The 24176-nt window shown below is 64.5% G+C and carries 26 protein-coding genes and 1 pseudogene; 14 read left to right on the forward strand and 13 right to left on the reverse strand.

Annotated features, from left to right (window positions below; all coding sequences use genetic code 11):
* Window positions 1-62: 62 nt before the first annotated feature.
* The 3 genes from argF to ACEWPM_RS02935 form a co-directional block, all read right to left on the reverse strand.
* A complete protein-coding gene (gene argF / locus ACEWPM_RS02925) occupies window positions 63-989 on the reverse strand; it encodes an ornithine carbamoyltransferase (protein ID WP_393961010.1) in 927 nt (308 codons plus the stop codon).
* A 61-nt stretch (window positions 990-1050) separates the two neighbouring features.
* Entirely contained in the window at window positions 1051-2229 is a 1179-nt protein-coding gene (locus ACEWPM_RS02930) for an aspartate aminotransferase family protein (protein ID WP_393964094.1), read from the reverse strand.
* 64 nt (window positions 2230-2293) lie between these two features.
* Window positions 2294-3097 (reverse strand): ABC transporter permease, encoded by an 804-nt coding sequence (locus tag ACEWPM_RS02935; protein ID WP_420767993.1) that lies wholly within the window; start codon window positions 3095-3097, stop codon window positions 2294-2296.
* Window positions 3098-3270: 173 nt separating this feature from the next.
* Between ACEWPM_RS02935 and ACEWPM_RS02940 the strand changes: the two genes are divergently transcribed.
* Window positions 3271-3894 carry a GcrA family cell cycle regulator gene (locus tag ACEWPM_RS02940; protein ID WP_393964092.1) on the forward strand — a complete coding sequence of 208 codons (624 nt, stop codon included), beginning with the start codon at window positions 3271-3273 and terminating at the stop codon, window positions 3892-3894.
* A 109-nt stretch (window positions 3895-4003) separates the two neighbouring features.
* Here ACEWPM_RS02940 and ACEWPM_RS02945 read toward each other — a convergent pair whose 3' ends face one another.
* Window positions 4004-6001 carry an AsmA family protein gene (locus tag ACEWPM_RS02945; RefSeq protein WP_393964091.1) on the reverse strand — a complete coding sequence of 666 codons (1998 nt, stop codon included), beginning with the start codon at window positions 5999-6001 and terminating at the stop codon, window positions 4004-4006.
* A 120-nt stretch (window positions 6002-6121) separates the two neighbouring features.
* Here ACEWPM_RS02945 and rimO point away from each other — a divergent pair, with 120 nt between their 5' ends.
* Window positions 6122-7498, forward strand: coding sequence for a 30S ribosomal protein S12 methylthiotransferase RimO (rimO, locus tag ACEWPM_RS02950; protein ID WP_393964090.1), 1377 nt, complete (start codon window positions 6122-6124; stop codon window positions 7496-7498).
* Window positions 7499-7607: 109 nt separating this feature from the next.
* A complete protein-coding gene (gene trhA / locus ACEWPM_RS02955; protein ID WP_393964089.1) occupies window positions 7608-8249 on the forward strand; it encodes a PAQR family membrane homeostasis protein TrhA in 642 nt (213 codons plus the stop codon).
* A 128-nt stretch (window positions 8250-8377) separates the two neighbouring features.
* On the opposite strand, the gene ACEWPM_RS02960 is transcribed toward trhA, so the two are convergent.
* The gene (locus tag ACEWPM_RS02960; RefSeq protein WP_393964088.1) at window positions 8378-8734 is read right to left on the reverse strand and encodes a YigZ family protein; all 357 of its coding nucleotides are present in this window, start codon (window positions 8732-8734) and stop codon (window positions 8378-8380) included.
* A 23-nt stretch (window positions 8735-8757) separates the two neighbouring features.
* A complete protein-coding gene (locus ACEWPM_RS02965) occupies window positions 8758-9471 on the reverse strand; it encodes a M48 family metallopeptidase (protein WP_393964087.1) in 714 nt (237 codons plus the stop codon).
* 136 nt (window positions 9472-9607) lie between these two features.
* Here ACEWPM_RS02965 and ACEWPM_RS02970 point away from each other — a divergent pair, with 136 nt between their 5' ends.
* The 3 genes from ACEWPM_RS02970 to ACEWPM_RS02980 are packed head-to-tail and all read left to right on the forward strand — an operon-like array spanning window position 9608 to window position 11168.
* The gene (locus tag ACEWPM_RS02970) at window positions 9608-9865 is read left to right on the forward strand and encodes a hypothetical protein (RefSeq protein WP_393964086.1); all 258 of its coding nucleotides are present in this window, start codon (window positions 9608-9610) and stop codon (window positions 9863-9865) included.
* Window positions 9866-9894: 29 nt separating this feature from the next.
* Complete coding sequence (locus ACEWPM_RS02975; RefSeq protein WP_393964085.1) at window positions 9895-10467, forward strand: nitroreductase family protein; 573 nt, start codon at window positions 9895-9897, stop codon at window positions 10465-10467.
* Window positions 10464-11168, forward strand: a complete 705-nt coding sequence (locus ACEWPM_RS02980) for an EI24 domain-containing protein (RefSeq protein ID WP_393964084.1) — start codon at window positions 10464-10466, stop codon at window positions 11166-11168. Before ACEWPM_RS02975 ends, ACEWPM_RS02980 begins: the two co-directional genes overlap by 4 nt.
* Here the strand turns inward: ACEWPM_RS02980 and ACEWPM_RS02985 are convergent.
* Complete coding sequence (locus ACEWPM_RS02985) at window positions 11119-11418, reverse strand: DUF1467 family protein (protein ID WP_393964083.1); 300 nt, start codon at window positions 11416-11418, stop codon at window positions 11119-11121. The two genes, ACEWPM_RS02980 and ACEWPM_RS02985, sit on opposite strands and share 50 nt — an antisense overlap.
* Window positions 11418-11822 carry a methylmalonyl-CoA epimerase gene (gene mce / locus ACEWPM_RS02990; protein WP_393964082.1) on the reverse strand — a complete coding sequence of 135 codons (405 nt, stop codon included), beginning with the start codon at window positions 11820-11822 and terminating at the stop codon, window positions 11418-11420. Before mce ends, ACEWPM_RS02985 begins: the two co-directional genes overlap by 1 nt.
* 202 nt (window positions 11823-12024) lie before the next feature.
* Here mce and ACEWPM_RS02995 point away from each other — a divergent pair, with 202 nt between their 5' ends.
* From ACEWPM_RS02995 to ACEWPM_RS03015, 5 genes are all read left to right on the forward strand, one after another.
* Window positions 12025-12741 (forward strand): response regulator, encoded by a 717-nt coding sequence (locus ACEWPM_RS02995; RefSeq protein ID WP_393964081.1) that lies wholly within the window; start codon window positions 12025-12027, stop codon window positions 12739-12741.
* Window positions 12742-12838: 97 nt separating this feature from the next.
* Window positions 12839-14221, forward strand: a complete 1383-nt coding sequence (locus ACEWPM_RS03000; RefSeq protein ID WP_393964080.1) for a DUF1800 domain-containing protein — start codon at window positions 12839-12841, stop codon at window positions 14219-14221.
* Between the two features lie 4 nt (window positions 14222-14225).
* Window positions 14226-15416, forward strand: a complete 1191-nt coding sequence (locus ACEWPM_RS03005) for a DUF1501 domain-containing protein (protein ID WP_393964079.1) — start codon at window positions 14226-14228, stop codon at window positions 15414-15416.
* Between the two features lie 62 nt (window positions 15417-15478).
* A complete protein-coding gene (locus ACEWPM_RS03010; protein WP_393964078.1) occupies window positions 15479-16198 on the forward strand; it encodes a GNAT family N-acetyltransferase in 720 nt (239 codons plus the stop codon).
* 60 nt (window positions 16199-16258) lie between these two features.
* Window positions 16259-16735 carry a hemerythrin domain-containing protein gene (locus tag ACEWPM_RS03015; protein ID WP_393964077.1) on the forward strand — a complete coding sequence of 159 codons (477 nt, stop codon included), beginning with the start codon at window positions 16259-16261 and terminating at the stop codon, window positions 16733-16735.
* Between the two features lie 15 nt (window positions 16736-16750).
* Here the strand turns inward: ACEWPM_RS03015 and aspS are convergent, their stop codons facing one another.
* Window positions 16751-18529, reverse strand: a complete 1779-nt coding sequence (gene aspS / locus ACEWPM_RS03020; protein WP_393964076.1) for an aspartate--tRNA ligase — start codon at window positions 18527-18529, stop codon at window positions 16751-16753.
* Between the two features lie 273 nt (window positions 18530-18802).
* Between aspS and ACEWPM_RS03025 the strand changes: the two genes are divergently transcribed.
* Complete coding sequence (locus tag ACEWPM_RS03025) at window positions 18803-20008, forward strand: class I SAM-dependent methyltransferase (RefSeq protein WP_393964075.1); 1206 nt, start codon at window positions 18803-18805, stop codon at window positions 20006-20008.
* Between the two features lie 33 nt (window positions 20009-20041).
* Here the strand turns inward: ACEWPM_RS03025 and ACEWPM_RS03030 are convergent, their stop codons facing one another.
* Both ACEWPM_RS03030 and ACEWPM_RS03035 read right to left on the reverse strand, forming a co-directional pair.
* Window positions 20042-20656, reverse strand: a complete 615-nt coding sequence (locus ACEWPM_RS03030; protein ID WP_393964074.1) for a ferric reductase-like transmembrane domain-containing protein — start codon at window positions 20654-20656, stop codon at window positions 20042-20044.
* A gap of 25 nt (window positions 20657-20681) precedes the next feature.
* Window positions 20682-21170, reverse strand: coding sequence for a peptidase associated/transthyretin-like domain-containing protein (locus ACEWPM_RS03035; protein WP_393964073.1), 489 nt, complete (start codon window positions 21168-21170; stop codon window positions 20682-20684).
* 37 nt (window positions 21171-21207) lie between these two features.
* Here ACEWPM_RS03035 and ACEWPM_RS03040 point away from each other — a divergent pair.
* Window positions 21208-21726: pseudogene (locus ACEWPM_RS03040) on the forward strand (IS66 family transposase); the annotation flags it as partial.
* A gap of 277 nt (window positions 21727-22003) precedes the next feature.
* Entirely contained in the window at window positions 22004-22345 is a 342-nt protein-coding gene (locus ACEWPM_RS03050; RefSeq protein WP_393964146.1) for a LysR substrate-binding domain-containing protein, read from the forward strand.
* Between the two features lie 24 nt (window positions 22346-22369).
* On the opposite strand, the gene ACEWPM_RS03055 is transcribed toward ACEWPM_RS03050, so the two are convergent.
* Window positions 22370-23020: an aminotransferase class IV family protein gene (locus tag ACEWPM_RS03055; RefSeq protein ID WP_393964145.1), complete on the reverse strand. Its 651-nt coding sequence runs from the start codon at window positions 23018-23020 to the stop codon at window positions 22370-22372.
* Entirely contained in the window at window positions 22993-24102 is a 1110-nt protein-coding gene (locus ACEWPM_RS03060; protein ID WP_393964144.1) for an aminodeoxychorismate synthase component I, read from the reverse strand. Before ACEWPM_RS03060 ends, ACEWPM_RS03055 begins: the two co-directional genes overlap by 28 nt.
* Window positions 24103-24176 lie beyond the last annotated feature (74 nt).

The raw sequence follows: 24176 nt of genomic DNA on the forward strand, positions 1-24176 counted from the left end.
TGCCTCCCCAGGCGGTTCGGCGCAGATTAAGCCCCGTCGCAATGGGTTTGCAAGGCGCCGGCTCAGACGCCGAGACACCAGCGCATGATCGCCTTTTGCGCGTGCAGGCGGTTCTCCGCCTCGTCGAAGACGACGGAATTGGCGCCGTCCATGACGGCGCTCGTCGCCTCTTCCTCGCGGTGGGCGGGCAGGCAATGCATGAAGAGCGCATCGGGTTTGGCAGACGCCATCAGCGCCTCGTTCACCTGATAGGGACGCAGCATGTTATGCCGCCGCTCCTTGGTCGACTGGCTGTCATGCATGCTGACCCATGTATCGGTAACGACCAGATCGGCGCCCTCTACCGCCTTGTGCGGATCACGCTCGACGATGATCCGTGCGCCGGCCTTTCGCGCGAGACCGATGAATTCCTGCTCGGGTTCCAATTGAACGGGGCCGGTGAAGGTCATGTCGAAGCCGAACTGCCCTGCCGCGTGCAGGAAGGAGGCGCAGACATTGTTGCCGTCGCCGGACCAGACCACCTTCTTGCCCTTGATCGGTCCGCGATGCTCCTCGTAGGTGAGGATATCGGCCATGATCTGGCAGGGATGCGTGCGGTCGGTGAGGCCGTTGATGACCGGGACATCGGCATAATCGGCCATCTCGATCAGCACCGACTCATCAAAGGTACGGATCATGATGAGATCGACATAGCGGCTGAGCACGCGGGCGGTATCGGCGATCGTCTCGCCATGGCCCAGTTGCATTTCCGAGCCCGACAGAAGCATGGTCTGCCCGCCCATCTGGCGCACCCCGACATCGAAGCTGACCCGCGTGCGCGTCGAGGGTTTTTCGAAGATCAACGCGACCATCTGGCCCGCCAACGGTTGGTCGTCATCCGCCGCGCCGCGCGTGCGGCCCGCGCGGACGGTTTTCATTTGCGCGGCATTGTCGATGATGCTGCGCAGGGCGGCAGGATCGGTTTTGTGGATGTCGAGAAAATGGTTCATGGAATGTCCTGGTTGCGGATGGCGGCGGGGGCTGTCTGCCCCCGCACCCCCGAGGATATTTTCAGCCAGAAGAGGCAAGCGAGGTGGCAGCCTTGTCGAGGCGGGTGAGCGCTTCGGCGATCTCGGCATCGGTGATGTTGAGCGGGGGCAGAAGGCGCAGAACGTTGTCGGCGGCAGGCACGGTGCAGACAAGCTGATCGTAGCAGGCATTCAGCACATCGGTATTGGGAACCTTGCATTTGAGCCCCAGCATCAGGCCGGAGCCGCGCACCGCCTCGAAGACGTCCGGATGGGCCGCGACCAGCGCCTCAAGTCGCTGGCGCATGAAGCCCGCGCGAGCGCGCACGCCTTGCAGGAACTCTTCGGTGGCGATTTCCGCCATGACGGCATTGCCGACAGCGCAGGCCAGCGGGTTGCCGCCATAGGTCGAGCCATGGGTGCCCGCGACCATCGCGCTGGCCGCATGCTCGGTAGCCAGCACCGCGCCAAGGGGGAAGCCGCCGCCGATGCCCTTGGCGACCATCATGATGTCGGGATCTACGCCCGCCCATTCATGGGCAAACAGGCGGCCGGTGCGGCCCATGCCGCATTGCACCTCGTCGAGGATCAGAAGGATACCGTGCGCGTCGCAGAGGTCGCGCAGGCCCTTGAGGCATTGATCGGGCAGCGGGCGGATGCCACCTTCGCCCTGAACGGGCTCGATCAGGATGGCGGCTGTTTTATCGGTGATGGCGGCGTGGAGCGCGTCGTGATCGCCCCAGGGCAGATGGGTGAAGCCAGGCAGAAGCGGGCCGAAGCCGTGGGTCATCTTGTCCGATCCGGCGGCCGCGATGCCCGCAGCTGAGCGGCCATGGAATGACCCCTCGAAGGCGATGATGTCGGTGCGGTCCGGCTGGTCCGCGTCGTGGAAATGGCGGCGCGCCATCTTGACTGCCAACTCGCACGCCTCGGTCCCGGAATTGGTGAAGAAGACGGTATCGGCGAAGGTGGTGGCGACGAGGCGATCCGCCAGCTCTTCCTGCCCAGGAATGCGGTAGAGGTTGGACGTGTGCCAGAGCGCCTGCGCCTGGCTTGTCAGGGCCTCGACGAGGGCGGGATGTGCATGGCCCAGAGCATTCACCGCGATGCCCGCCCCCAGATCGAGGAAACGACGGCCATCTGCCTCGATCAGCCAGGCGCCCTCGCCCTTGACGAAGCTGAGGGGCGCGCGGTTATAGGTGGGCAGAACAGAGGGGATCATGGCAGTGCTTCCTTTGGGTCAGGCGCCAAGGAGTGCCGCAGCGGGCCTGCCCTGTCAACTCGGGCTAGGCCTTGAGCCGGTAGCCGCGCGCGAACATCCAATGCGCCGCGCCCGCGACGGCGAGGGTTGAGCCCGTCGCCACCACCGCGCCCAGTGCCGGGCTGCTGTCGGAAACCCCCAGCATGGCAAAGCGTGCGCCGTCGATCAGGTAGAAGATCGGATTGAAATGCGTGATCTCGTTCAGCACCGGGGGCAACGCCTCGACCGAGTAGAAGGTGCCCGAGAGGAACGCGAGGGGCGTGACGATGAAATTCGTGATCGCCGCCATCTGATCGAACTTGTTGGCGAAAATGCCTGCAACGATGCCCACGGCGCCAATGAAGGCCGAGCCGAGGATGACGTAGCCCAGCAACATTACCGGGTGTTGCGGCACGATCCCCTCGAAGAGCATCAGGCCCAGCGCGATGGCGATGGCCACGCAAAGACCGCGCCCCATAGCGCCGACGAGATAGCCCAGAACCAGCTCGGCCGGGCTGAGCGGCGGCATGAGCGTGTCGACGATATTGCCCTGCACCTTGCCGATGACGATCGAGGAGGAGGTGTTGGCAAAAGCATTCTGGATCACCGTCATCATCAGGATGCCCGGCGCAATAAAATGCGTGAAGGGCACGCCCATGACATCTCCGCGCGTCGGGCCGATGGCGATGGTAAAGATCACCAGGAAGAGCGCTGCCGTCGCCAGTGGGGCCAGCAGGGTTTGCGTCCAGACGGCGACGAAGCGCATGATCTCGCGCCAGCAGAGCGTGGCAAGGCCCAGCCAGTTCACCGCGCCGAAGCGCCGCGTGCCCATATCGGTGAAATCCTGCATCATCTGCCTCCTGCATGTCGGCCCAGGTCGGCGCCGCATCGCGGCATTCCGGCCCGCTTGGCCTGATTCGACGTCTTGTAACTCACTCACGAGTGATTAGAATAGGGAACTCGGGAAATTTGCGGGTCTCCGCGCCAGTTGGCGTGCGTCCCAAGGTTAAGGAACGGGCCATCATGTCCTGGAGCGATGAACGCGTCGAGCTGCTGAAGAAAATGTGGGGCGAGGGCCAATCGGCCAGCCAGATCGCCAAGGAATTGGGTGGTGTGACGCGCAATGCCGTGATCGGCAAGGTGCACAGGCTGGGTCTGTCGAACCGCAATGGCGGGGCCGGCAGTGCCGGCGCGTCCGGTGCGGGCGCCTCAGAGGCAGAGCCCGCCAAGGCAGCGCCCAAGGTTACGGCCAAGCCATCATCGCCCAAGGCAGCCGCCAAGCCAGCGGCGGCCAAGCCCGCCGCCAAGGCGGAGCCGCCCTCCGAGCCGGAAGAGGATGAGGCGCCTGCCGCCCCCGTCACCCGGATCAAGCCGATCATCCCGGCGGGCCAGCCCCTGCCGCCGCAGCCCTCGACGAACGAGATCGATCCCAAGGCGCTGGCCAAGGTCAGCGAGGTCGAGAAGAAGGCCAAGAAACTGTCGCTGATGGAATTGACATCGCGCACCTGCAAATGGCCTGTCGGGGATCCGGCGACCGATGATTTCTGGTTCTGCGGCCTGCCGGTACAGGCTGGCAAGCCCTATTGCGAGGCGCATGTGGGTGTCGCGTTCCAGCCGATGAGTTCGCGCCGCGACCGCCGCCGCTGAAGGCCGCGCGCCCTTGGGTTAAAACAGCCCCGTCCGGTCAGGCGGGGCTATTTCTTGGACTACAGGATGTCTGCGGCGTGTGTATTTTTGCCAAGATGAAGCCGGGCGCCTAGTCGAAGAGCTTGAAGAGTTCCTTGACCGCCTGCTCCTTGACGTTTTCTTTCAGCGCGTCCTCGACGGACTGGCCCTCCTGAACGGTCACGCCCAGCTCTTTCTCGACGAATTTGTCGATCTCCTTTTCAACCTCTTCGCGGGCCTTCTTCTCAAGCTGTTTGCGCTCATCCTTGAAATTGAGGTCGATGGCCTTTTCCAGATCGGGGCGGATGCGCGGATCGGACCAAGGGCCCGTGATGCTGACCGGGATGGCAAGGCCGCGGCTGTTTTCGCCCTGCAGGAGCACGGGGGTGAAAAGATAGTCGATGTCACGCGCCCCAAGGCCGATGCGGCCCTTGCCCGTTGCGCTTGCCAGCGGCATGGACATTTTCAGATCATCCCCGCGCATGTTGCCGCCCTCGATGGCAAAACTGGCGCCCATCTCATCAAAGACCGTGGTGCCGCCGCTGCCGTCACCGGTGCGCATCAGCCGGTCAAGATCGAAACCGGAGATGACCCCACGCCCGGTCGCAAAGCTGAGATTGCCGCTGAGGCTGTTCATGATCTCGTGAACCGATTGGCCGACGCCGAGGAAATCGAGGCTGGCCGTGCCGGTGGTGGCAAAGCGGGTGATGTCTGCCGCATCTGTCAGCAGCCGCTCCATGTCGATGCCGCGCGCGGTCAGATCACCCCCGACCGACAGGCCCGAGCGGTTGTTGGCCACCACCTGCCCCGTGACGCTACCCCCATACCCCTCGAGCTGATTCAGTCGCGCCACGGCGCGGGCGGCATCGATGGTCAGCTGGATATCCGCGCTTCCGAAGGTGAACTGGCCAAGATCGAGGCTGCTGGCCGTCAAGGCGATATCCGCATCAGCAAGGCCAAGCGCGCTGGCATCTATGGGCGCGCGGGACCAGCCTTCGTCCACGGCTGGTCCGGGGGCGGGCGTGCCCGTGGCGGTGCCGCCGCTGTCGTCGCCAGAGAGCGCGCTGAGATTCAGCGCACCCGCATTCAGCCGCGCCGTGATGCGCGGACGCGCGCCGCTGGTCACCAGGTCCAACGCGCCGGTCAGGGTATTGCCGCCAAGGCCCAACGTCATGTCGCGCAGCAAGACGCGCAGGTCTTCGGTCACGTTCAGTTGCGCCTTGGCGGTCACCTCGCGGCCCAGCCCCCGGGGCAGATCGGCGGGCGGCAGGCCCAGCGCGGTCATGAAGCGCGCCGTGCTGCCGATATCCGCCGTAAGCCCCGCGTCCAGTTGCGGCGCCGCGCTGGCCCGGCCATCGAGGGTGAGCGTGCCGCCATCGGTCGAAACCGTCATCCTGAGCGGCGAGACACCACCTTCGAGCAGCGGGCCAAGCTGATCGATTTGGCCCGCGATCTGCACATCCTGCTGGGCCGGGCGCAGCACCAGATCGAATGTCGCCTCACCGCTATAATTCGGCCAGCGCAGGTCCAGATCGACGCCGGACATCTCCTTCCGGGTGCCGGAGCGCGCATCGATATAGGTCACCGAGGCGTCGGTGATCAGCGCGCGGTCCAATGTCAGCGCCAAGGCGCGCGACTGCGCGTCTTGGGTGGTGGCCCCTTCGCCCTGCAGAGCTTCGCCCTGCCCGGTCGAAGCGACACCGTCGATGCCGATCTCCCAGTTACCACGTCCGTTCTTGTCCCGCTCTATCACGATGCGCGGGCGGGCCACTTCGAGGCCGGTGATGCGCACCTCGCCGCCGATCAGGGCGACGGGATCGACGCCCACCTTGAGGCTGTCCGCCGTCAGCATCGGCCCGCCAGAGGCCCAGTCGGCCGTGGCAATGGTCGTCTTGCCGGTGCTGATGCCGAGGACGGGATAGAAGCTGATCGAGGTATCGCCCGTCATTGTGACCTCGCGGCCCGTCATGGTGCTGATCCGCTCGGCGGCGATGCGCGCGATCCGCTCACCCGGCAGAAAGAAGAGCGCGCCGAGCGCAAGGACCGCCGCGATCAGGACAAAGCCGAGAACCTTTACCAGAAATTTCATGTGCTGCCTCATTATCGTGGCGTCCTTGCCGCCCTTTTACCTTCCAGCTTAGGCGCGGCGCCGCCCACCGGCAATAGTTTGCCCCTTTTGCGGCGTCGCCGCCTCGTCTATATGCCGCCCATGAGCACCAATCCCCCAGATCTGCGCCCCGACCTTGCCCGTGCCCGCCTGACCCCGGCCCCCCGGCGCGAGGGGCAGCCGCATATAGGCATGGTGTCGCTGGGCTGTCCCAAGGCGTTGGTCGACAGCGAGCGCATCCTGACGCGCCTGCGCGCCGAGGGCTATGGCATCTCGCCCGATTATTCCGGTGCGGATGCCGTGATCGTGAACACCTGCGGGTTTCTGGACAGCGCCAAAGCCGAAAGCCTTGCCGCCATCGGCGAGGCGCTGGCCGAGAATGGCCGCGTCATCGTCACCGGCTGCCTCGGCGCCGAGCCGGAATACATCACCGGCGCGCATCCCAGCGTCATGGCCGTGACCGGCCCGCATCAGTATGAACAGGTGTTGGACGCGGTGCATGCCGCCGTGCCGCCACGGCCCGATCCCTATATCGATCTGCTGCCCGCATCGGGCGTCAGCCTGACACCGAGGCACTATTCTTATTTAAAGGTTTCCGAGGGGTGCAATCACAAGTGCAAGTTTTGCATCATTCCCGACATGCGCGGCCGCCTTGCCTCGCGCCCCGCGCATGCGGTGCTGCGCGAGGCGGAAAAGCTGGTCGATAACGGGGTCAAGGAACTGCTGGTCATCAGTCAGGACACCTCGGCCTATGGCGTTGATATCAAGCATGCCGATGAGCGCGGGCACCGCGCGCATATTACTGACCTTGCCCGCGATCTGGGCAGTCTGGGCGCGTGGGTGCGGCTGCATTACGTCTATCCCTATCCGCATGTGCGCAATCTGATCCCGCTGATGGCAGACGGCCTCGTGCTGCCTTACCTCGATATCCCGTTTCAGCATGCCCATCCCGATGTGCTGCGCCGCATGGCCCGACCTGCGGCGGCGGCGAAAACGCTGGACGAGATCGCGGAGTGGCGCGACATCTGCCCCGATATCACTCTGCGCAGCACCTTCATCGTCGGCTATCCCGGCGAGACCGAAGCGGAGTTCCAGACGCTTCTCGATTGGTTGGACGAGGCGCAACTGGATCGCGTAGGCTGTTTTCAATATGAAAACGTGGCTGGCGCGCGATCGAACGATCTGCCGGACCATGTATCGGATGAGGTCAAGCAAGAGCGCTGGGATCGGTTTATGGAAAAAGCGCAGGCTATTTCTGTTGAGAAATTGGCTGCTAAGGTTGGATCTGTGCAAGAGGTTATCATCGATGATATTGACGGGGACGGCGTTGCCACGTGCCGCACCAAGGCAGATGCGCCCGAAATCGACGGCAACCTCTTTATCGACGAAGGCACCGGGGGCCTCAGCGTCGGCGATATCGTGCGCATTGAAGTGGACGAGGCGGGGGAGTATGATCTCTGGGGCGCGCTGGCCCGCTGACTGGCTTGAAACCTTCTGGCATCCGATCACGTTGATGTCCGCGCGCTTGCACTCGAGCGCCTTCAGGTTTTCTTAAGTTCAATGCCCTAGCGTGAAAGGCATGAATGCAATGTCTTACCCTTCCTACACACGTAATGAGCGGTTGGCGGATGGCGCTGTTCACATCGTCGGCTTCGCGCTCGCACTCGGGGCGGTTGTCTGGCTTCTGAGCCGGATGCCGCAAGAGGTGGGTATGGGCCAGTGGACAGCGCTGGCCGTCTACTCTGCAGCACTTCTGATCATGCTGGGAGCCTCGGGAGCCTACCACATTCTTGCGGACACGATTGCGCGCCCGATCTTGCGGCGCCTCGATCACGCAGCCATTTACGTCAAGATCGCCGGCACGTTCACGCCGCTTGCGGTGCTTCTGGGCACCGGATTTGGCTATGTCACGCTGGGCATCGTCTGGGTATTGGCCCTTGTCGGCGCAGCGCTGAAACTGATGACGGGCCGCGGGCGCATGCACACGGCGTTCTGGCCCTATCTTGCACTTGGCTGGATGGGCGTCATTCTGTTCGTGCCGCTCATCGGCCTTTTGCCGCGGTTCAGCCTTGGACTGATCTTGGCGGGCGGGCTTCTTTATAGTGCGGGCATAGCCTTTTACGCCTGGGAGAAGCTGCGCTATTCCAATGCGATCTGGCATGGCTTCGTGCTGGTCGCCTCCGGCTGCTTCTTTGGCGGCATCGCGACGGGAATTCAGCTAGTGCCGTAAGGCCGCGCGCATTCCCTAAAGCGTTTCGCCTTTAATCTGAGACACCAGATAAAGGCGAAACGCGCGCAACATCGAAGCGTGGGACGCGCTTCGCGAAGATCAGTGATTCGGGTTTTTCGCGAAACGCTTTAGCGCGCATAAGCGGCCAGCCACTCATCCACACAGGTCTGCACATGGCGAAACCGGTCTCCGCCCAGATGCTTGCCGCCATACCAGCGCGTCACCACCAATATATACCCTGTCAGCGCTTCGCGCTTCAGCATGCGCACGATCACCATGCCCGCGCCCGCTTCGCCATCGTCACCCTTCAAGGGCGTGCCATCCGGCAGGATGACAGCCCATGTATTGTGGGTCGCCTTGGCAAACTTCTTGTCACGCTTGAGATCTTTCAGAAACGCATCGGCCTCCTCGCGTGAGGCGGCGGGGCCGCCGGAGACCGCGTATTTCGATCCCCGGTCGCTCACCACGCCCGTCAGTTGCCACATGCGTCTTGAGGGCACGCCCTAGCTCACAGCCCGGCGTTGACGCGCCTCACCGTGTCGATCCGCTGCGCATTGGGCGGATGTGTCCCCAGAAAGCGGTCGCCCGGATCGGCAATCTGCGTAAAGAAGGCGGCGCCGCGCACCGGATCATACCCGGCCCGCTTGGTGATGACGGTGCCCAACGCATCGGCCTCCAGCTCGTAATCCTTGGAATAGGTGCGCGCGCCCAGACCCGCGCCCAGATCGGTCGCGTTCTGCACAGTGCTCTGGCCCGCGCCGGTGATAGCCGCGAGACCACCCAGCAAGATCGCGCCCGTCATCGCATTGCTCCGCTGCCGATCAAGATGCCCCGCAATGTGGTGCGCAGCCTCGTGTCCCATGACGAAAGCCAGCTCGTCACGATTGCGCACCTCGGCAATCAGCGCGAGGTTGAACGCCAGGATAGGCCGCCCCTGCTTGTCCACGGTCTGAAAGGCATTGGCCGGCTGGCCAGGGCGATCGTCGACAACGATGCGGAAATCGCAATTTATATTGCTGGTGCGCGCGTTGCACTCTTGCTCGGCCACAGGTTCGACCGCGGCAACGACCGATTTGAACTGTGACAACTTGGCGGATGTCGGCGTCGAGGGCGGCTTTGGCGCCACTGCTGCGGTGGTTTGGCCTGACGGTGCACTGGTCAAGGGTGGCGGTGCATCGCACGCGGCCAGTGCCAGCACACAGAGCAAGGTTAACTTTCGCATAAGAGCCTCCGGGCAGTGTCGTTTTCGCCAGCTTATCGGCGCGCACCGGCAAGGGCCAGTGCCATTGCACATCGCTTGCAACGCGCCGCCGATCCCGCCAGTTTGGGTGCGGAAATTGCTGTAGGAGGCCGGCCAGATGTTTTCCATCGAACATGAATTTGACGCCACCGTCGTGACCCTCGTGGATGAGGGCGCAGCGCCCCTGCAGGAGGATGTGGTGATCGAAGCCTTCGAAGAATGCATCGTGATCCGTCAGTTCGATCCTCGCCTGAACGAGATCCGCGACATAACCCTGTCGATGACGCAGCTGCGGGATTTGGCAGCGGCGCTGAACCTGCCCGAAGGCGTCTATACCCAAGCGCCCTTGACCCCGCCGGGTGGCCGACCGACATAGGGGCATATCCCCAAGGCCGGAGCCACAACATGCTGACACCCCGCCCCGACGTGCTGGATTTTCTTGCGACCCGCCGCTCGCGTCCGGCCAAGACGCTGGGCCTGCCAGTGCCGGACCGCGCTGCGCTGACGCCAATTCTGGAAATGGCCGCGCGCACGCCCGACCATGGCAAGCTCGAGCCGTGGCGCTTTGCCGTGCTGGAACGCGCGGCACTCTTGCGCCTGGCCAAGGCTATTCCAACGCTGCCAGCGGCGCTTGACTCCGAAGCCATAGAGAAGGCGCAAAAACAGTTCACGGACGCACATCTGGTGGTCGCCGTGATCGAGGTTCAGCGCTCCTCTCCAAAGATCCCCGCCATCGAGCAGACCTATTCCGCCGGGGCCGTTTGCCTCGCGCTGCTGAACGCCGCCCTCGCCTCGGGCTGGGGCGCAAACTGGCTCAGTGGCTGGGCCAGCCATGACCGGGACTTCGTCGAAGCCCATCTGGGCCTCGCCCCGCATGAGCGGATTGCCGGTCTGATCCATATCGGCACCGAGACGAGCGTCCCGCCCGAGCGGCCCCGGCCCGATATGACCGCCATCACCACATGGATTTCTGAATGATTTTCACCTGTTTTTCCAAGGCTCTGTCGCAGATGGGCGATCCGCGCTTTCGCCGGGTGCTGATCCTCGGCGTGGCGCTGACAGTGGCACTGCTCTTTGCCGTCTATGCGCTGGTGCTGATCCTCATCTCATGGCTCACCGGCGATGTCGTCACCTTGCCGCTCATCGGCGAGGTGCGCTGGGTCGATGACCTTCTCGGCTGGAGCAGCCTTCTGGCCATGATAGTAATGTCGATCTTCCTGATGGTTCCCGTCGCCTCGGCCATTACGTCGTTTTTCCTCGATGACGTCGCAGCAGCGGTCGAGGCGCGGCACTATCCCGCCCTGCCTGAGGTAAAACCGATGGGATGGATGGACGCCCTGCGCGACACGGCAGGATTTCTGGGGGTGCTGATCGTGGCCAACATCCTGGCGCTGATCCTCTACATCGCGCTGCCCTTCGGCGCCTTTGCGATCTTCTGGGGGCTGAACGGCTATCTGCTGGGGCGCGAGTATTTTCAGCTCGCCGCGATGCGCCGACTGGGACGCGCGGGGGCGCAGGATTTGCGCCGCCGCCATTGGCTGCGGATCTGGGGTGCGGGTGTGCTGATGGCGATTCCGCTATCGGTGCCGCTGGTCAATCTGCTGATCCCGATCCTCGGGGCCGCAACCTTTACCCACCTAGTCCACGCCCTTCGACCGGACCCGGTCCGAACCGATTGAAAAGGTCGATATCCTCCAGCGAGATCGTGCCCGACAGGATGAGATAGGCGAGAACCGCCCAGATGACGAAGGCCACGCCGGTGGTGATCAACGCCTTTTTCTTCAGGTCATGCCGTTCGGGCGAGCCGTGATGCGTGCCGGGCACCGTCTTGCCCGCCTCGCCTTGGGTTTGCAGACGGATCGGGATCGCGACGAAAAACGTCATGAACCAGATCACCGCGTAGAGAACCAGACCGGAGACGGGGCCCATCAGACTTCCTCCAATTCGATAAGGCAGCCGTTGAAATCCTTGGGATGCAAGAAAAGGACCGGCTTGCCATGGGCGCCGATCTTGGGCTTGCCATCGCCCAGTATCCGCGCACCCGAGGCGGTCAATTGCTGCTGCGCGGCGGCGATATCCTCGACCTCGTAGCAGATGTGATGGATGCCGCCGGCCGGGTTCTTGTCCAGAAAGCCGCGAATCGGGCTGGCGTCGCCAAGAGGATAGAGAAGTTCGATCTTGGTATTGGGCAATTCGATAAAGACGACCGTTACGCCGTGATCCGGCTCGTCCTGCGGCGCGCCCACACTCGCGCCCAGCGCACCGCTGTATTGCGCGATGGCAGCATCAAGGTCGGGCACGGCGATGGCCACGTGATTGAGACGTCCGATCATGTCTGGTCCTTTAATTCATGGCTCTGGCGCGGTGGTTGCCTCACGTTATGGGGTCTCCTCGCGCCAAGGGCAAGCGGCGCGGCGTCGCATGTATGCGGCCGGCCCGCACGGCGCGGAAGTTTAGCGACCCCCGTTAACCCCGCGTTAGCCAAGTCTGCGTAACGCTGATGTCATGGATGCTGCCAACATAGGATGAAAACCGATGGATGATCTGCCCGCACTGACCCCGATTCCCTGCCCCACCGCCGCGCGCCCCCTGCTGGGCATGACGGTGCTCGTGGTTGAAGACAGCCTTTATGCCTGCGATGCGCTGCGCCTGATGTGCCTGCATTCGGGCGCTCGGATCCGTCGGGCCGATTGCCTGCGCTCGGCGCGGCGGCACCTGCAGGTCTATCGCCCCTCGGCGGTGATCATCGACCTGGGCCTGCCGGACGGGTCCGGCCTCGACCTCATCTCGGAGCTTTCGCGCGCCGCCCCGCGCGTGACCTCGATCATCGCCACCAGCGGCAATGACGGCGGTGAGGATGCCGCGATGGCCGCAGGTGCGGACGGGTTCCTGGCCAAGCCGCTCAGCAATCTGGGTATTTTCCAGCAGACCATCCTCGCCACCCTGCCCGGCGATCGCCAGCCGAGCGGACCGCGCATTCTGCGCGACGAGCTGGTGCATCCCGATCCACTGGCCTACCGAGACGACATGCTTCACGTCTCGAACCTTCTGGACGAGCATTCCGAGGGACCGGTGCTGGACTATATCGCGCAGTTTCTGGGCGGCGTTGCGAAGGCAGCCGATGACGGACAGCTGGCGCACGCGGCGCTCGAGCTTGCCACGCAGCGGCGCGGCGGCGCGGCGCTTCACGCTCGGGTGGCGCAAGTTGCCGGGCTGGTGCAGGAACGTCTAAGCCAGCGGGTGGCGATGTAGCGCCGAGCAGCAATCCGCCGCGTGCCAAGCGCGCGGCACCGCGCTATCATCCAAGCGATGCGGGCCGCATTGGCCCGGCCATCCTGGGGAGCGCGACATGCCATTCGACCCCGAAATGGCTGACATCCGGTTCGGATGCGGGCTTGGCCCCGGCCTCGCCCCGCCTTCCTCGGTGAGCGAGATAATGGACCGCCTGCGCGGACCCGACCACGCCAAGGCCGCCTTCCCCATTCCCGACACGTCCGCCTATATGGATTGGATGCGCCAGGTGCGGGCTGCGCGAAAGGCGCGCCGCAAAGCCAAGGGCGATGAGGCCCAGCGCAAGGCGAAACGCGCCTACCGCAAGATGAAGCGTCGCAGCCGGGCCGATGCCGCAGGCTGGACCGGCCAGATGCTGCTGCGGCGCGCCCGCACCGAGGACGGTCTGCGCGAGCGGTTGACCGCCTTCTGGGCCGATCATTTCACGGCCCGGGGTGTCGGATTTGTCTGGCCCCAGGCCCATTTACCCTATGTCGAGACGGCGATTCGCCCGCATGTCGCCGGCCGCTTTGGCGATATGCTACGCGCCGTCTGCCAAGAGCCGTTGATGCTGACCTATCTCGATCAGGCCGTCTCGGTCGGGCCGAACAGCGCCGTGGCGCTGGAAAAGGGGCGCGGCGGGGTAAACGAAAATCTGGCGCGCGAGATGCTGGAGCTGCACACGCTTGGCACGGGCGGCCCCTACGACCAAAGCGATGTCGCGGCGCTTGCGCGCTTGCTGACGGGCCTCAACTTCAAGCTGCGGGACGGTTTTTCTTATCGGCCGGACTTTGCCGAGGCGGGGCCACATGTCCTCATGGGCCAGAGTTTTGGCGGCGGCGCTCCCGAGGCAGCACATTTGCACACGGCGCTGGATATGCTGTCGACCCATCCCGCCACGGCGCAGCACTTGGCGCGCAAGATGGCGGTGCATTTCGTGTGCGATGCCCCCGATGCGGCGCTCGTCGACGAAATGGCGGCCGCTTTTCTTGAGACCGGCGGGGATCTTGCCGCCATGACCCGCGCCATGCTGGAGCATTCCGCCGCATGGGCCGCGCCCCGGCAGAACGTCAAGCCACCGGTCGATTTCATCGGCTCGGCCTTGCGCGCGCTGGATCTGGTGCCGGCTCATATTCCCACGGGCGACTACAAGCTGATGAACCAGCTGTTTCTCGCCCCTTTGCAGCTGATGGGGCAACCCGAAGGGGCGCCGCCCGGTCCCGATGGATGGCCCGAAGCGGATGCCGACTGGATCACGCCGCAGCGCCTTGCTGCGCGGCTAAACTGGGCGATGAGCGTGCCCTTCCAGCTGCGCCGCACGTTGCCGGACCCGCAAGAATTCGCGCGCGCCGCCCTCGGCAGAAAACTGCCCAGCGCCGTTCAGGATGCCGCTGCCCGCGCCGAAACCCGCGCCGAGGGGATCGGGCTTGTCCTTGCCTCTCCCGCCTTTCAGAGGGTTTGACCCAATGTCCCGTCTCACCCGCCGCCAATTCCTCAGCCGCTCTGCCGCGATCGGATGCTCGCTCGCCGCCTCGCCGCTTGTCACACCAGTGACGCTGGCCAGCGCGCCGGGCGATGCCCGCCTCGTCGTTATCATCCTGCGCGGCGCGATGGACGGGCTGGACGTGCTGCCTCCCTTGGGCGATCCCGAGTTCGCGGCACTGAGACCAGATCACGCGGCGACGCCCCTCGATGGATTCTACGGCCTCCACCCCGCGCTGGACCCGCTGAGGCCCCTTTGGGACAAGGGCGCACTCGCCTTCGCCCATGCGGTCTCGACGCCCTATCGCGACGCGCGCAGCCATTTCGATGGGCAGGATCTGCTGGAGGCGGGTACCGCGATGGATGCGCTGGGGCGACTGCGCGATGGCTGGCTCAACCGCCTTCTGGCGCAGATGCCGGGCGCGGTCGCCCGGACTGCTTATTCCGTCGGACTCGGTGACATGCTGCTGATGCGCGGCGACGCGCCGGTCGCCAATTGGTCGCCCGATGCCGCCCTCCTCCTCAGCCCGCAGGCCGAGCGGTTGCTGGAGGGTGTCCTGCACGACGACCCGCTCTTTCGTGAAGCGGCTGCCGAGGCGATTGACCTCTCGCGCGACGACGCGATGGCAGCCACCGCCACCGCCGCCGATATGATGAGCGCCAGCGCGGCCCCTGCCGCGCGCTCCGACGCCATTGCCGAATTTGCCGCCGCGCGCCTGCGCGAGGACGCGCGGATCGCGGCCTTCTCGCTGACCGGCTTTGACACCCACGCAAACCAGCATCGCACCCTGCCCCGCGCCTTGACACGGCTGGCCAGCGCCATCACGGCGCTGGAGACCGGTCTCGGCCCGGCGGTGTGGCAGCGCACGGCGGTTGTCGCCATCACCGAGTTCGGGCGCACCGCGCGGCTCAACGGATCGGGCGGCACAGATCACGGCACGGCGGGGGCGATGATCATGGCGGGGGGCGCACTGCGAGGCGGCCGCGTTGAGGCGGACTGGCCCGGCCTGTCCGAAGCGGCGCTGTACCAAAGGCGGGATCTGCGCCCCACCCGCGATCTGCGCGCGCATCTGGCTTGGATCATCCGCGGCCTCTATGGCAGCGACATCGCAGCGCTCGAGCGGGATCTCTTTCCCGGGCTCGACATGGGCACCGATCCAAGGCTAATCGTCTAAATTTCGCTTTCTTCGCGCGGCTTTGCTCCTATGATCGCCCCGTCATAGGAGCGAGGCAAAGCATGAACGAGGAACGCCCGCGCGGCGCAGAGGTGACGGGTTGGACCGTGCCGCCCCGCCCCGGAAACATGACCCTCACCGGCACCCATGTCCGGCTGGAGCCGCTGAATGCCGAGGCGCACGCCGCCCTCCTCTTTGCGGCCTATGACGGCCATGACGAGGTGTGGGACTACATGCCCGCCGGTCCGTTCGCCTCTTCGGCGCAGTTCCACCGCTGGATGCGTGATATCACGGCCTCGCCGGATTTCGTGTTCTTCGCAATCTACGACATCGCACGCGAGGCTTATGGCGGCATCGCATCCTTCCTTCGGATCAAGCCCGAGGCGGGCTCGATCGAGGTGGGCTATATCGCGATGGCACCGCAATTGCAGCGCACGATCGCCGCGACCGAGGCGATGTATCTGATGATGCAATGGGCGTTTGAGGCGGGATATCGGCGCTATGAATGGAAATGCGACGCGCTGAACATGCCCTCGCGGCGCGCGGCGCAGCGGCTCGGCCTCAGCTATGAAGGGGTCTTTCGGCAAGCGACCGTGGTCAAAGGCCGCAACCGCGACACCGCCTGGTTCGCCGGCATAGACGCCGAATGGCCCGCGCTGAACGAGGCGTTTCGCCTTTGGCTGGATGCGTCGAATTTCGACTCCCGCGGCCGGCAACGCTCGTCGCTCAGCGAGTTGACGCGACTGGTGCGCGTAACCAGCGATCCGGCGCTGCCACGCTAGCATCGGAACCACACGGGCCCCGCGACGTTCTTACATCAGATTACTGTAGGGAGTTCTGCCATGACCGATATTTATTCCGCCATCAAAGCCGACCACGACCATCACCGCGAGCTTCTGGAGAAGATCGCCGATACGTCGGGCGCGTCGGAGGACCGAAAGAAGGCATGGGAAGAATTCTATTCCGACGTGAAAAGTCATGGCGCCGCCGAGGAAGAGACGTTCTATTCCAAGCTGATTTCCAAGACATGGGGCCAGGATTCGGCCCGCCACTCGGTGCATGAGCATCAGCAGATCGACGATCTGCTGGAAGAGCTGCGCGAGATGGACATGTCCGAAGGCGCGTGGATGCAGAAATTCAAGAAGCTGCGCCACGATTACGAGCATCACATCGACGAGGAAGAGGAAGAGGTCTTTGCCCGCGCCCGCGAGGTCATCGCCGAAGACGAGATCAAGGGATATGGCGAGCGCTTCCAGGACCGCAAGGAGGAAGAGCGCAAGCTGATCGCGAAAAAGCGCGAGGACAGTCTGGAGGACTGACCCCGCGCGGATGCGCTACTTGTCCTGCGGGATCACCCGCAGGCCAAGTTCCATCAACTGATCGGAGGTGGGCGCGCTGGGGGCGTTCATCATCAGATCCTCGGCACGCTGGTTCATCGGGAACATGATGACCTCGCGAATGTTCGCTTCATCCGCCAGCAGCATCACGATGCGGTCGATGCCGGCCGCGCAGCCCCCGTGGGGCGGCGCGCCATACTGGAACGCCTGCACCAGCCCGCCAAAGCGGCTATGCACCTCGGCCTCGTCATAGCCCGCCTTCTCGAACGCGGCGATCATCACGTCGAGGCGGTGATTTCGGATCGCGCCTGAAACCAGCTCGTATCCGTTGCACGCCAGATCATACTGATATCCCAGAACTTTCAGAGGATCGCCCTGCAGCGCCTCCAGCCCGCCCTGCGGCATCGAGAACGGATTGTGCGAGAAGTCGATCTTGCCCGTCTCCTCGTCGGCCTCGTACATCGGGAAATCGACGATCCAGGCAAAGGCGAAGCGGTTCTCGTCCGTGAGGCCGAGCTCATTCCCGATCTCGACCCGCGCCTTGCCCGCGACACGCTCGAAACTTGACGGCTTGCCGCCGAGGAAGAAGGCCGCGTCGCCCTCGCCCAGACCCAGTTGCTGGCGGATGGCTTCGGTCCGCTCTGGACCGATATTCTTGGCGAGCGGGCCTGCGGCCTCCATCCCGTCATCGCCCTTGCGCCAGAAGATATAGCCCATGCCCGGCAGGCCCTCTTTCTGCGCAAACGCGTTCATGCGGTCGCAGAACTTGCGGCTGCCGCCACCGGGCGCGGGGATGGCGCGGATCTCGGTGCCTTCCTGCTCCAGCAGCTTGGCGAAGATGGCAAAGCCGGACCCGCGGAAATGCTCGCTGACCACCTGCATCTTGATCGGATTGCGCAGGTCGGGCTTGTCGGTGCCATACCAGAGCGCGGCATCGGCGTAGCTGATCTGCGGCCAGACGGTATCGACCGCGCGGCCGCCGCCGAACTCCTCGAAAATGCCCTGAATGACGGGCTGGATCGTATCGAAGACATCCTGCTGCTCGACAAAGCTCATCTCGAGGTCGAGCTGGTAGAAATCGGTCGGCGAGCGGTCGGCGCGCGGATCCTCGTCGCGGAAGCAGGGCGCGATCTGGAAATACTTGTCAAAGCCCGACACCATGATCAGCTGCTTGAACAGCTGCGGCGCCTGCGGCAAAGCGTAGAACTTGCCCGGATGCAGGCGCGAGGGCACCAAAAAATCGCGTGCGCCTTCGGGGGAAGAGGCGGTGATGATCGGCGTCTGATACTCGCGGAAGCTCGCGTCCCACATGCGGCGGCGCATCGAGGCCACGACATCGCTGCGCAGGGTCATGTTGCGCTGCATCGCCTCGCGGCGCAGGTCCAGATAGCGATGCTTCAGCCGCGTCTCCTCGGGATACTCCTGATCGCCAAAGACCATCAGCGGCAGTTCTTTGGACGCGCCCAGCACCTCGATATCGCGGATGAATACCTCGATCTCGCCGGTCGGCAGCTTGGGGTTCACCAACGCCTCGTCGCGGGCCTTGACCGTCCCGTCTATGCGGATGCACCACTCGGCGCGCACCGCCTCGACCGCCGAGAACGCGGGGCTGTCGGGATCGCAGATCAGCTGCGTCATGCCGTAGTGATCGCGCAGATCGACAAAGAGAACGCCGCCGTGATCGCGGATGCGGTGGACCCAACCCGAAAGGCGCACGGTGTCGCCGACATTGCTTTTGGTCAATTCGGCGCAGGTGTGGCTGCGGTAAGCGTGCATTGAGATCATCCTCTTTGGCGGTTCTGACGCGCGGCGCGGCAGGCTTGTCTGGCGTTGGGCCGATACACATGGCCCGGACACCAAAGTCAAGAGGTGCGGCCTGTTGCGCGCTCCTGTGCTGGTTTCGCAGCCACGGTATTTACAAGAAGCAAGGTTCGGGCAAACATGGATGACGCAGGGGAAACCTTGCAGGATGCCAGCGCGTTACCGGCATGTGCGCCGCGCGTATGATAGCTGCGCCGGATCCCGGCCCGCAGTCAAAAGGGGAGAGATATGTGGAGCAAAGCCCTTCACCGTTTCCTGACACGGCTGGTCCGACAGGGCCGGCTTACCGTGACCTACCCTTCCGGCCGTGTGCAGATATATCAAGGCGTCAGCCCCGGACCTGAAATTGCCTTGACGCTGCACGATCCCGCCCTGCCCCGCCGCATTCTGCTGTCGCCTGAAATGGCCGTTGGCGAGGCTTATGTCGATCAACGCCTCACCATCGACGGGGATGATCTGGAGGGATTCCTGCGCCTTGCCATCGGCAACATGGCCGAGCTGGGCGGGACATGTGCCCAAAAACCGATGCAGGCGCTGCGCTATCTGGGCCGGCGGGCCGCGCAGTTCAATCCTGTGGGACGTGCGCAAGCGAATGTCGCACATCATTATGACCTGTCCGGCGCGCTTTACGATCTCTTTCTTGATGACGATCGGCAATATTCCTGCGCCTATTTCCCACGCCCGGACATGACGCTGGAAGAAGCGCAGGAGGCCAAGAAGGCCCATATCGCCCGCAAGCTGCTGCTGGAGCCGGGGATGCGGGTGCTGGATATCGGCTGTGGCTGGGGCGGGATGGGCCTGACGCTGGCACAGGATTTCGACGCGGAGGTGGTGGGCGTGACCCTCAGCCAGGAACAGCACAGCGTTGCCCGGCGGCGCGCCATCGATGCGGGGCTGGAGGGCCAGGTGGATTTCCGGCTGGTGGACTACCGCGATGTCGAGGGCGAGTTCGACCGCATCGTCTCGGTGGGCATGTTCGAGCATGTGGGCGTGCCGCATTACCGCGAATATTTCAGCAAGATCCGCTCGCTTCTGCCGCAGGATGGTGTGGCGCTGGTGCATACGATCGGCCGGGCCAAGCCGCCGGGCACCACCAGCCCCTGGATCGACAAGTACATCTTTCCCGGCGGCTATGTTCCGGCCCTGTCGGAAATGGCGCGCGCGGTGGAGGATGCGGGCCTGATCCCTGCAGATGTCGAAATCTGGCGCCTGCATTACGCCGAGACACTGCGCCATTGGTATGACCGCTTCATGCGCAATCTGGACAAGGCGCGCGCCCTCTATGACGAGCGGTTCTGCCGGATGTGGCGCTTTTACCTGCTGGCCAGCGAGCTGACGTTTCGACTGAACCGGCAGGTTGTGTTCCAGATGCAGCTTGCGCGCGCGCAAGAGGCCGTTCCGCTGAGCCGAGATTACCTTTACGGCCATAACTAAGGCACCGCCGAAGTGGATCGGAGTCTGCCAAAGTTAGCGTGTGCTCTTGCGCAATCTCCAGACGCGCAGATCAGTCAGAGTTTTGGCCGTGGCGATGATGACCAAAGCACAGAGCGCGGTTTTGCTGATCACCTCCATCGTGCCGTCGATCAGCATCGCATGAACCACGCTGCCCAAGACAATGACGACGGCCAGCGCGCCATGCGCCCCGCGCCATATGCGCCAGCGCAGACCTAGACGCTTGCGAAGGGCTGCCAGAACTGCGGTTGCAAAGAGGGCCCACATGGCGATCACGTCCCAATCCGAAAAAGGCGTCGGCGAGGTGAAAAGAAGCGCGTCAATCACATCCGGCGGGCTGGTGATCCAAAGGCCGATGACATGAACGAGGACGGCGGCCAGCAGTGACACTCCGATCCAGCGGTGGATGCGCCTTTCGCGGAACACGGTCAGTCCCGGCAGATAGCCGCCCGCCAGAAGCGGCTGAAGCAGCAGCAAGGCGAGCGCAATAACGCCGGCAAAGCCTGCCGCGATATAGATCGGCTGGCGCCATGCAAGTAGCGGGCTGATAGCGGCCAAAGCCAAAGGTGCAGCAATAGCAATGCACAGCGCGCCCCACACCAAGGCCTTTCGCGGTCCGATATCGCACAATCGGCGCACCCTGCGCAGCCTGCAGTCAGGCCGAGCGGAGCACGAAATGCGCCTCGAGGCTGGTCGCCGAGGGATCAGGCATCACCGGGCGCAGAAACGCCGTCTGGAACGCGGCGTCATCATAGGCCAAGTGGCCGTGCGCCTGTCCGAAGGCGGGCACGATCTGCGGCATTTCCAGACGAAACACGCCGTTCTCATCCGTGAGCGTGGCGCCATGGCTGTGCGGATCGCGCTCGTACCCTTCGGTCGTATGCGCCCAGATCTGGATGCGCTGCCCGGCCAGCGGAGCGCCGTCCCCCTCGCGGCGCACCGTGCCTGTCATCCAGACCCCCCCGCCGCCAATACGCTCGACGATCGGGGCACCGGCGCGGTAATTGTTCGACCCGCCCTGCATGGTGGGGGTTGCCGCCACGGCCCCGGCCCGGACGGGCGACACAAGGCCCGAAAGCCCGGCCACGGCCATCGCGCTGCCAGTGGTGATCAGGGTGCGGCGGGTGAGCGGTATTGTGGTCATCGAAGAGCCTCCTTGCCCGAACGCGGCCCGCCTAACAGACGAGACCACCGCCCCGGTGCTGGACCCGGGGCGAGGCAGGACGAAAACCGGCTATCTGTGGGCGCTGCGCCGGATTGCCGAGCTCTACAAGGTCGAGGCAGACATCCGCGGCGCGGCTCCGGGACAGCGCCTCCCGGCCCGCCAGGTGCGCACCGCACCCCTCGTGGCTGAGTTCGGTGAATGGCTGCAACAACAGCGCCTGCGCATCTCCGCCAAGTCGCGTTTGAGAGAGAAGCTCGCCTATATCCATTGCCAGTGGCACGAATTGCAAACCTTCCTGCAGGACGGGCGGGTCGAACTCGACTCGAATAGCGTCGAGAACCTGATCCGGCCGATCGCTCTGAACAGGAAGAACGCATTGTTCGCCGGACATGACGAAGGCGGGCGGGCCTGGGGCCGCATCGCATCGCTCATCGAGACCGCGAAGATCAACGGTGTCGAGCCCTTCGCCTATCTCAAGGCCGCCATCGAGGCCATCGCCGCCGGCCATCCGCAAAGCAGGATCGACGATCCTCTTGCCATGGACCTTCACGCGGTCAAGATGATCCCGAGCGGGCCGCAGACGACGCTTACGGTGAACCGAACGCGAAACGGCGTTTTGCCCACGCCGGAGCGGCGCGACTTCTTTGTCAAATGCAAGGCGCAGTTGGAAAAATTCGAAGATGCCGAGGCGCATATCCAGAGCCTTGACGGCTACCCGCGCGGCAGGCTGAAGATCGCGTCCAGCGTGGCCTTTGGCAAATCGCAGCTGATCCCCGTTCCGCAAAAGGTTTCTGGATGCGTATCCTGACATTGTGGTCTCACTCGACCTGACAGACCGCGACATCGACTTTGAGGCCGTGAGTTTCGACGCCGCTATCTGCTTTGCCGAGCAACACAACATGCCTGATATCGTCCTGCGCAAACTGATGCAGAGCCGCCGGAACCTCTGCGCCTCGCCGGGCTATCCGCCCCGCGCGGGCCCTCGCGCGAGCTTCGGGGATCTGGCCGGGCATAGCCGCCTGCAGATTGCCGGCAGTCACGAACGGAACGAATGGATTACCGAGGGGGCGCCAAGGGCGCGGACTTTGAGGCCTAGGGGAATTTCGAGGGCAACAGCACCAATGTCGTCTTTAGCGCGACGCTGGCCGGGCTGAGCATCGCCTCCGGCCAGGATATTTTTAGCACGAAGAATGGAGGATCGCGGGAATGAGGCCGCGCAAAGAGTTACCGACATAGACTGCGCGGGCATTCTCCAAGTCCGTTAGGGTCAACCGGGCGGGGCGCGCGCGGCGCTCAGCGATCAGCACCTCTCGTCCGATGCCGGGCAGGCAGCCGCAGGCGCGCGGCGGCGTCAGAAGGATGCCGTCGCCGGTGTCGACATAGACATTCGTTATTGTGCCCTCGGCAAGCGCGCCGCCGTGATTCAGAAAAAGGTATTCATCAATGCCCTCCGGCAGCGCCGCTCGCGCGGTGTCGTAGAGAGCGCGGCGCGTTGTCTTGTGCGCCAGCCATGGGTCGCTGGCGTCCAGGCGCTCGGGATAGATGGCGAGGCGCCAGCGTGTGCCCGGTGGCATCGGCGGGAAGGGGGCCGCAGCGAGCGTGGCCCGCCCCCCGACATCCACCGTGAGGCGCAGGCGCAGGGGGGCCTGTCCGGGCACCGCATCCAACGCCGCCTCGACGCCGACCGGCGTAATGCCGAAATGCCGGGCCGAGCGTCCGAGCCGCGCCATATGGCGCGCGCGGTGCCGAATATAGCCCCCGGGCATCCAGAGCATCGTTTCGATCAGCGCAAAATCCGGCCCTAAAGCCGGGCGAAGCGGGTTTTCCAAAGTGCCTCCTCGTATTCGGCCTCGGCGGTGCTGTCATATACGACCCCGCCGCCCACATTGAGCTTGGCGCGGCCATTCTCAACCATGAGGGTGCGGATCGCCACGTTGAACTCGGCGCGCCCGTCGGGCGCCGCCCAGCCGATGGTGCCGCAGTAGATCTCGCGCGGGGCCTCTTCAAGCACGGCCAGAACCTCCATCGCGCGCAGCTTGGGCGCGCCGGTGATCGATCCGCAGGGGAAAAGCGCCCGGAAGATATCGGCAAGGCCGGTGCCCGTCGCCATCTGCCCGGCGATCAGCGAGGTCATCTGGTGGACGGTGTTGTAGCTCTCGACGGTGAAAAGCTCGGGGACGGTGACCGAGCCCGGCGTGCAAACGCGGCTGAGATCATTACGCAAAAGATCGACGATCATCAGGTTCTCGGCGCGGTTCTTCTCGTCTGTGGACAGAAACAGGCGGTGGCGGGCATCCTCGGCCGCGTCCAAGCTGCGCGGCTGCGTGCCCTTCATCGGGCGCGTCTCGATCCGGCCCGCAGCGTCGGTGCGGAAGAAAAGTTCGGGCGAGCGCGAAAGGATCGCCGGGCCATCCGCTTGCGTGACAAGCGCCCCGAAGCGCACAGGCTGGACTGCCGCCAGCGCGGCATAGAGCGCCTCGGGATCGCCTTTGCTGCGCGCGCTGAGCGGGAAGGTCAGATTGGCCTGGTAGATGTCGCCCGCGCCGATGAAGTCATGCACGGTGCGGAACGCCTTGCCATAGCGCGCGGCGTCCCATGCGGGCGAGAGACCCGACAAGCTGGCAGGCCCGGCGGCAAGCTCGGGCGCTGCCTCCGGCGCGTCATAGACGCCCATTCGCAGCAGAGGCAGGCGGCGGCGCGGCGGCATCAGCGGCGTCAGCCGAGGCTCGAGCGCATAGCCCAGCTCGTAGCTGGCATATCCGGCAAGCCACGCGCCGCCTGCGCGCGCCGCATCGAGCGCGGCCAGAGCCTCCGGCACATCGGCGGGGTCACGCGCCTCGATGATCCGATCCGGCGCGAGAAAGATAGCGGCGTCCATGCCCGACGGGCCGTGATCAAAGCGAATCTCCACCGGCACTTCCCCTGTTGCGCACCCTCCCGCGCTACCTAGAGCGGCAGCCCCGCGAAAAACAGGGGAAATCGGCT

The organism is Roseovarius maritimus, assembly GCF_043355895.2.
GTDB lineage: Bacteria > Pseudomonadota > Alphaproteobacteria > Rhodobacterales > Rhodobacteraceae > Roseovarius > Roseovarius maritimus.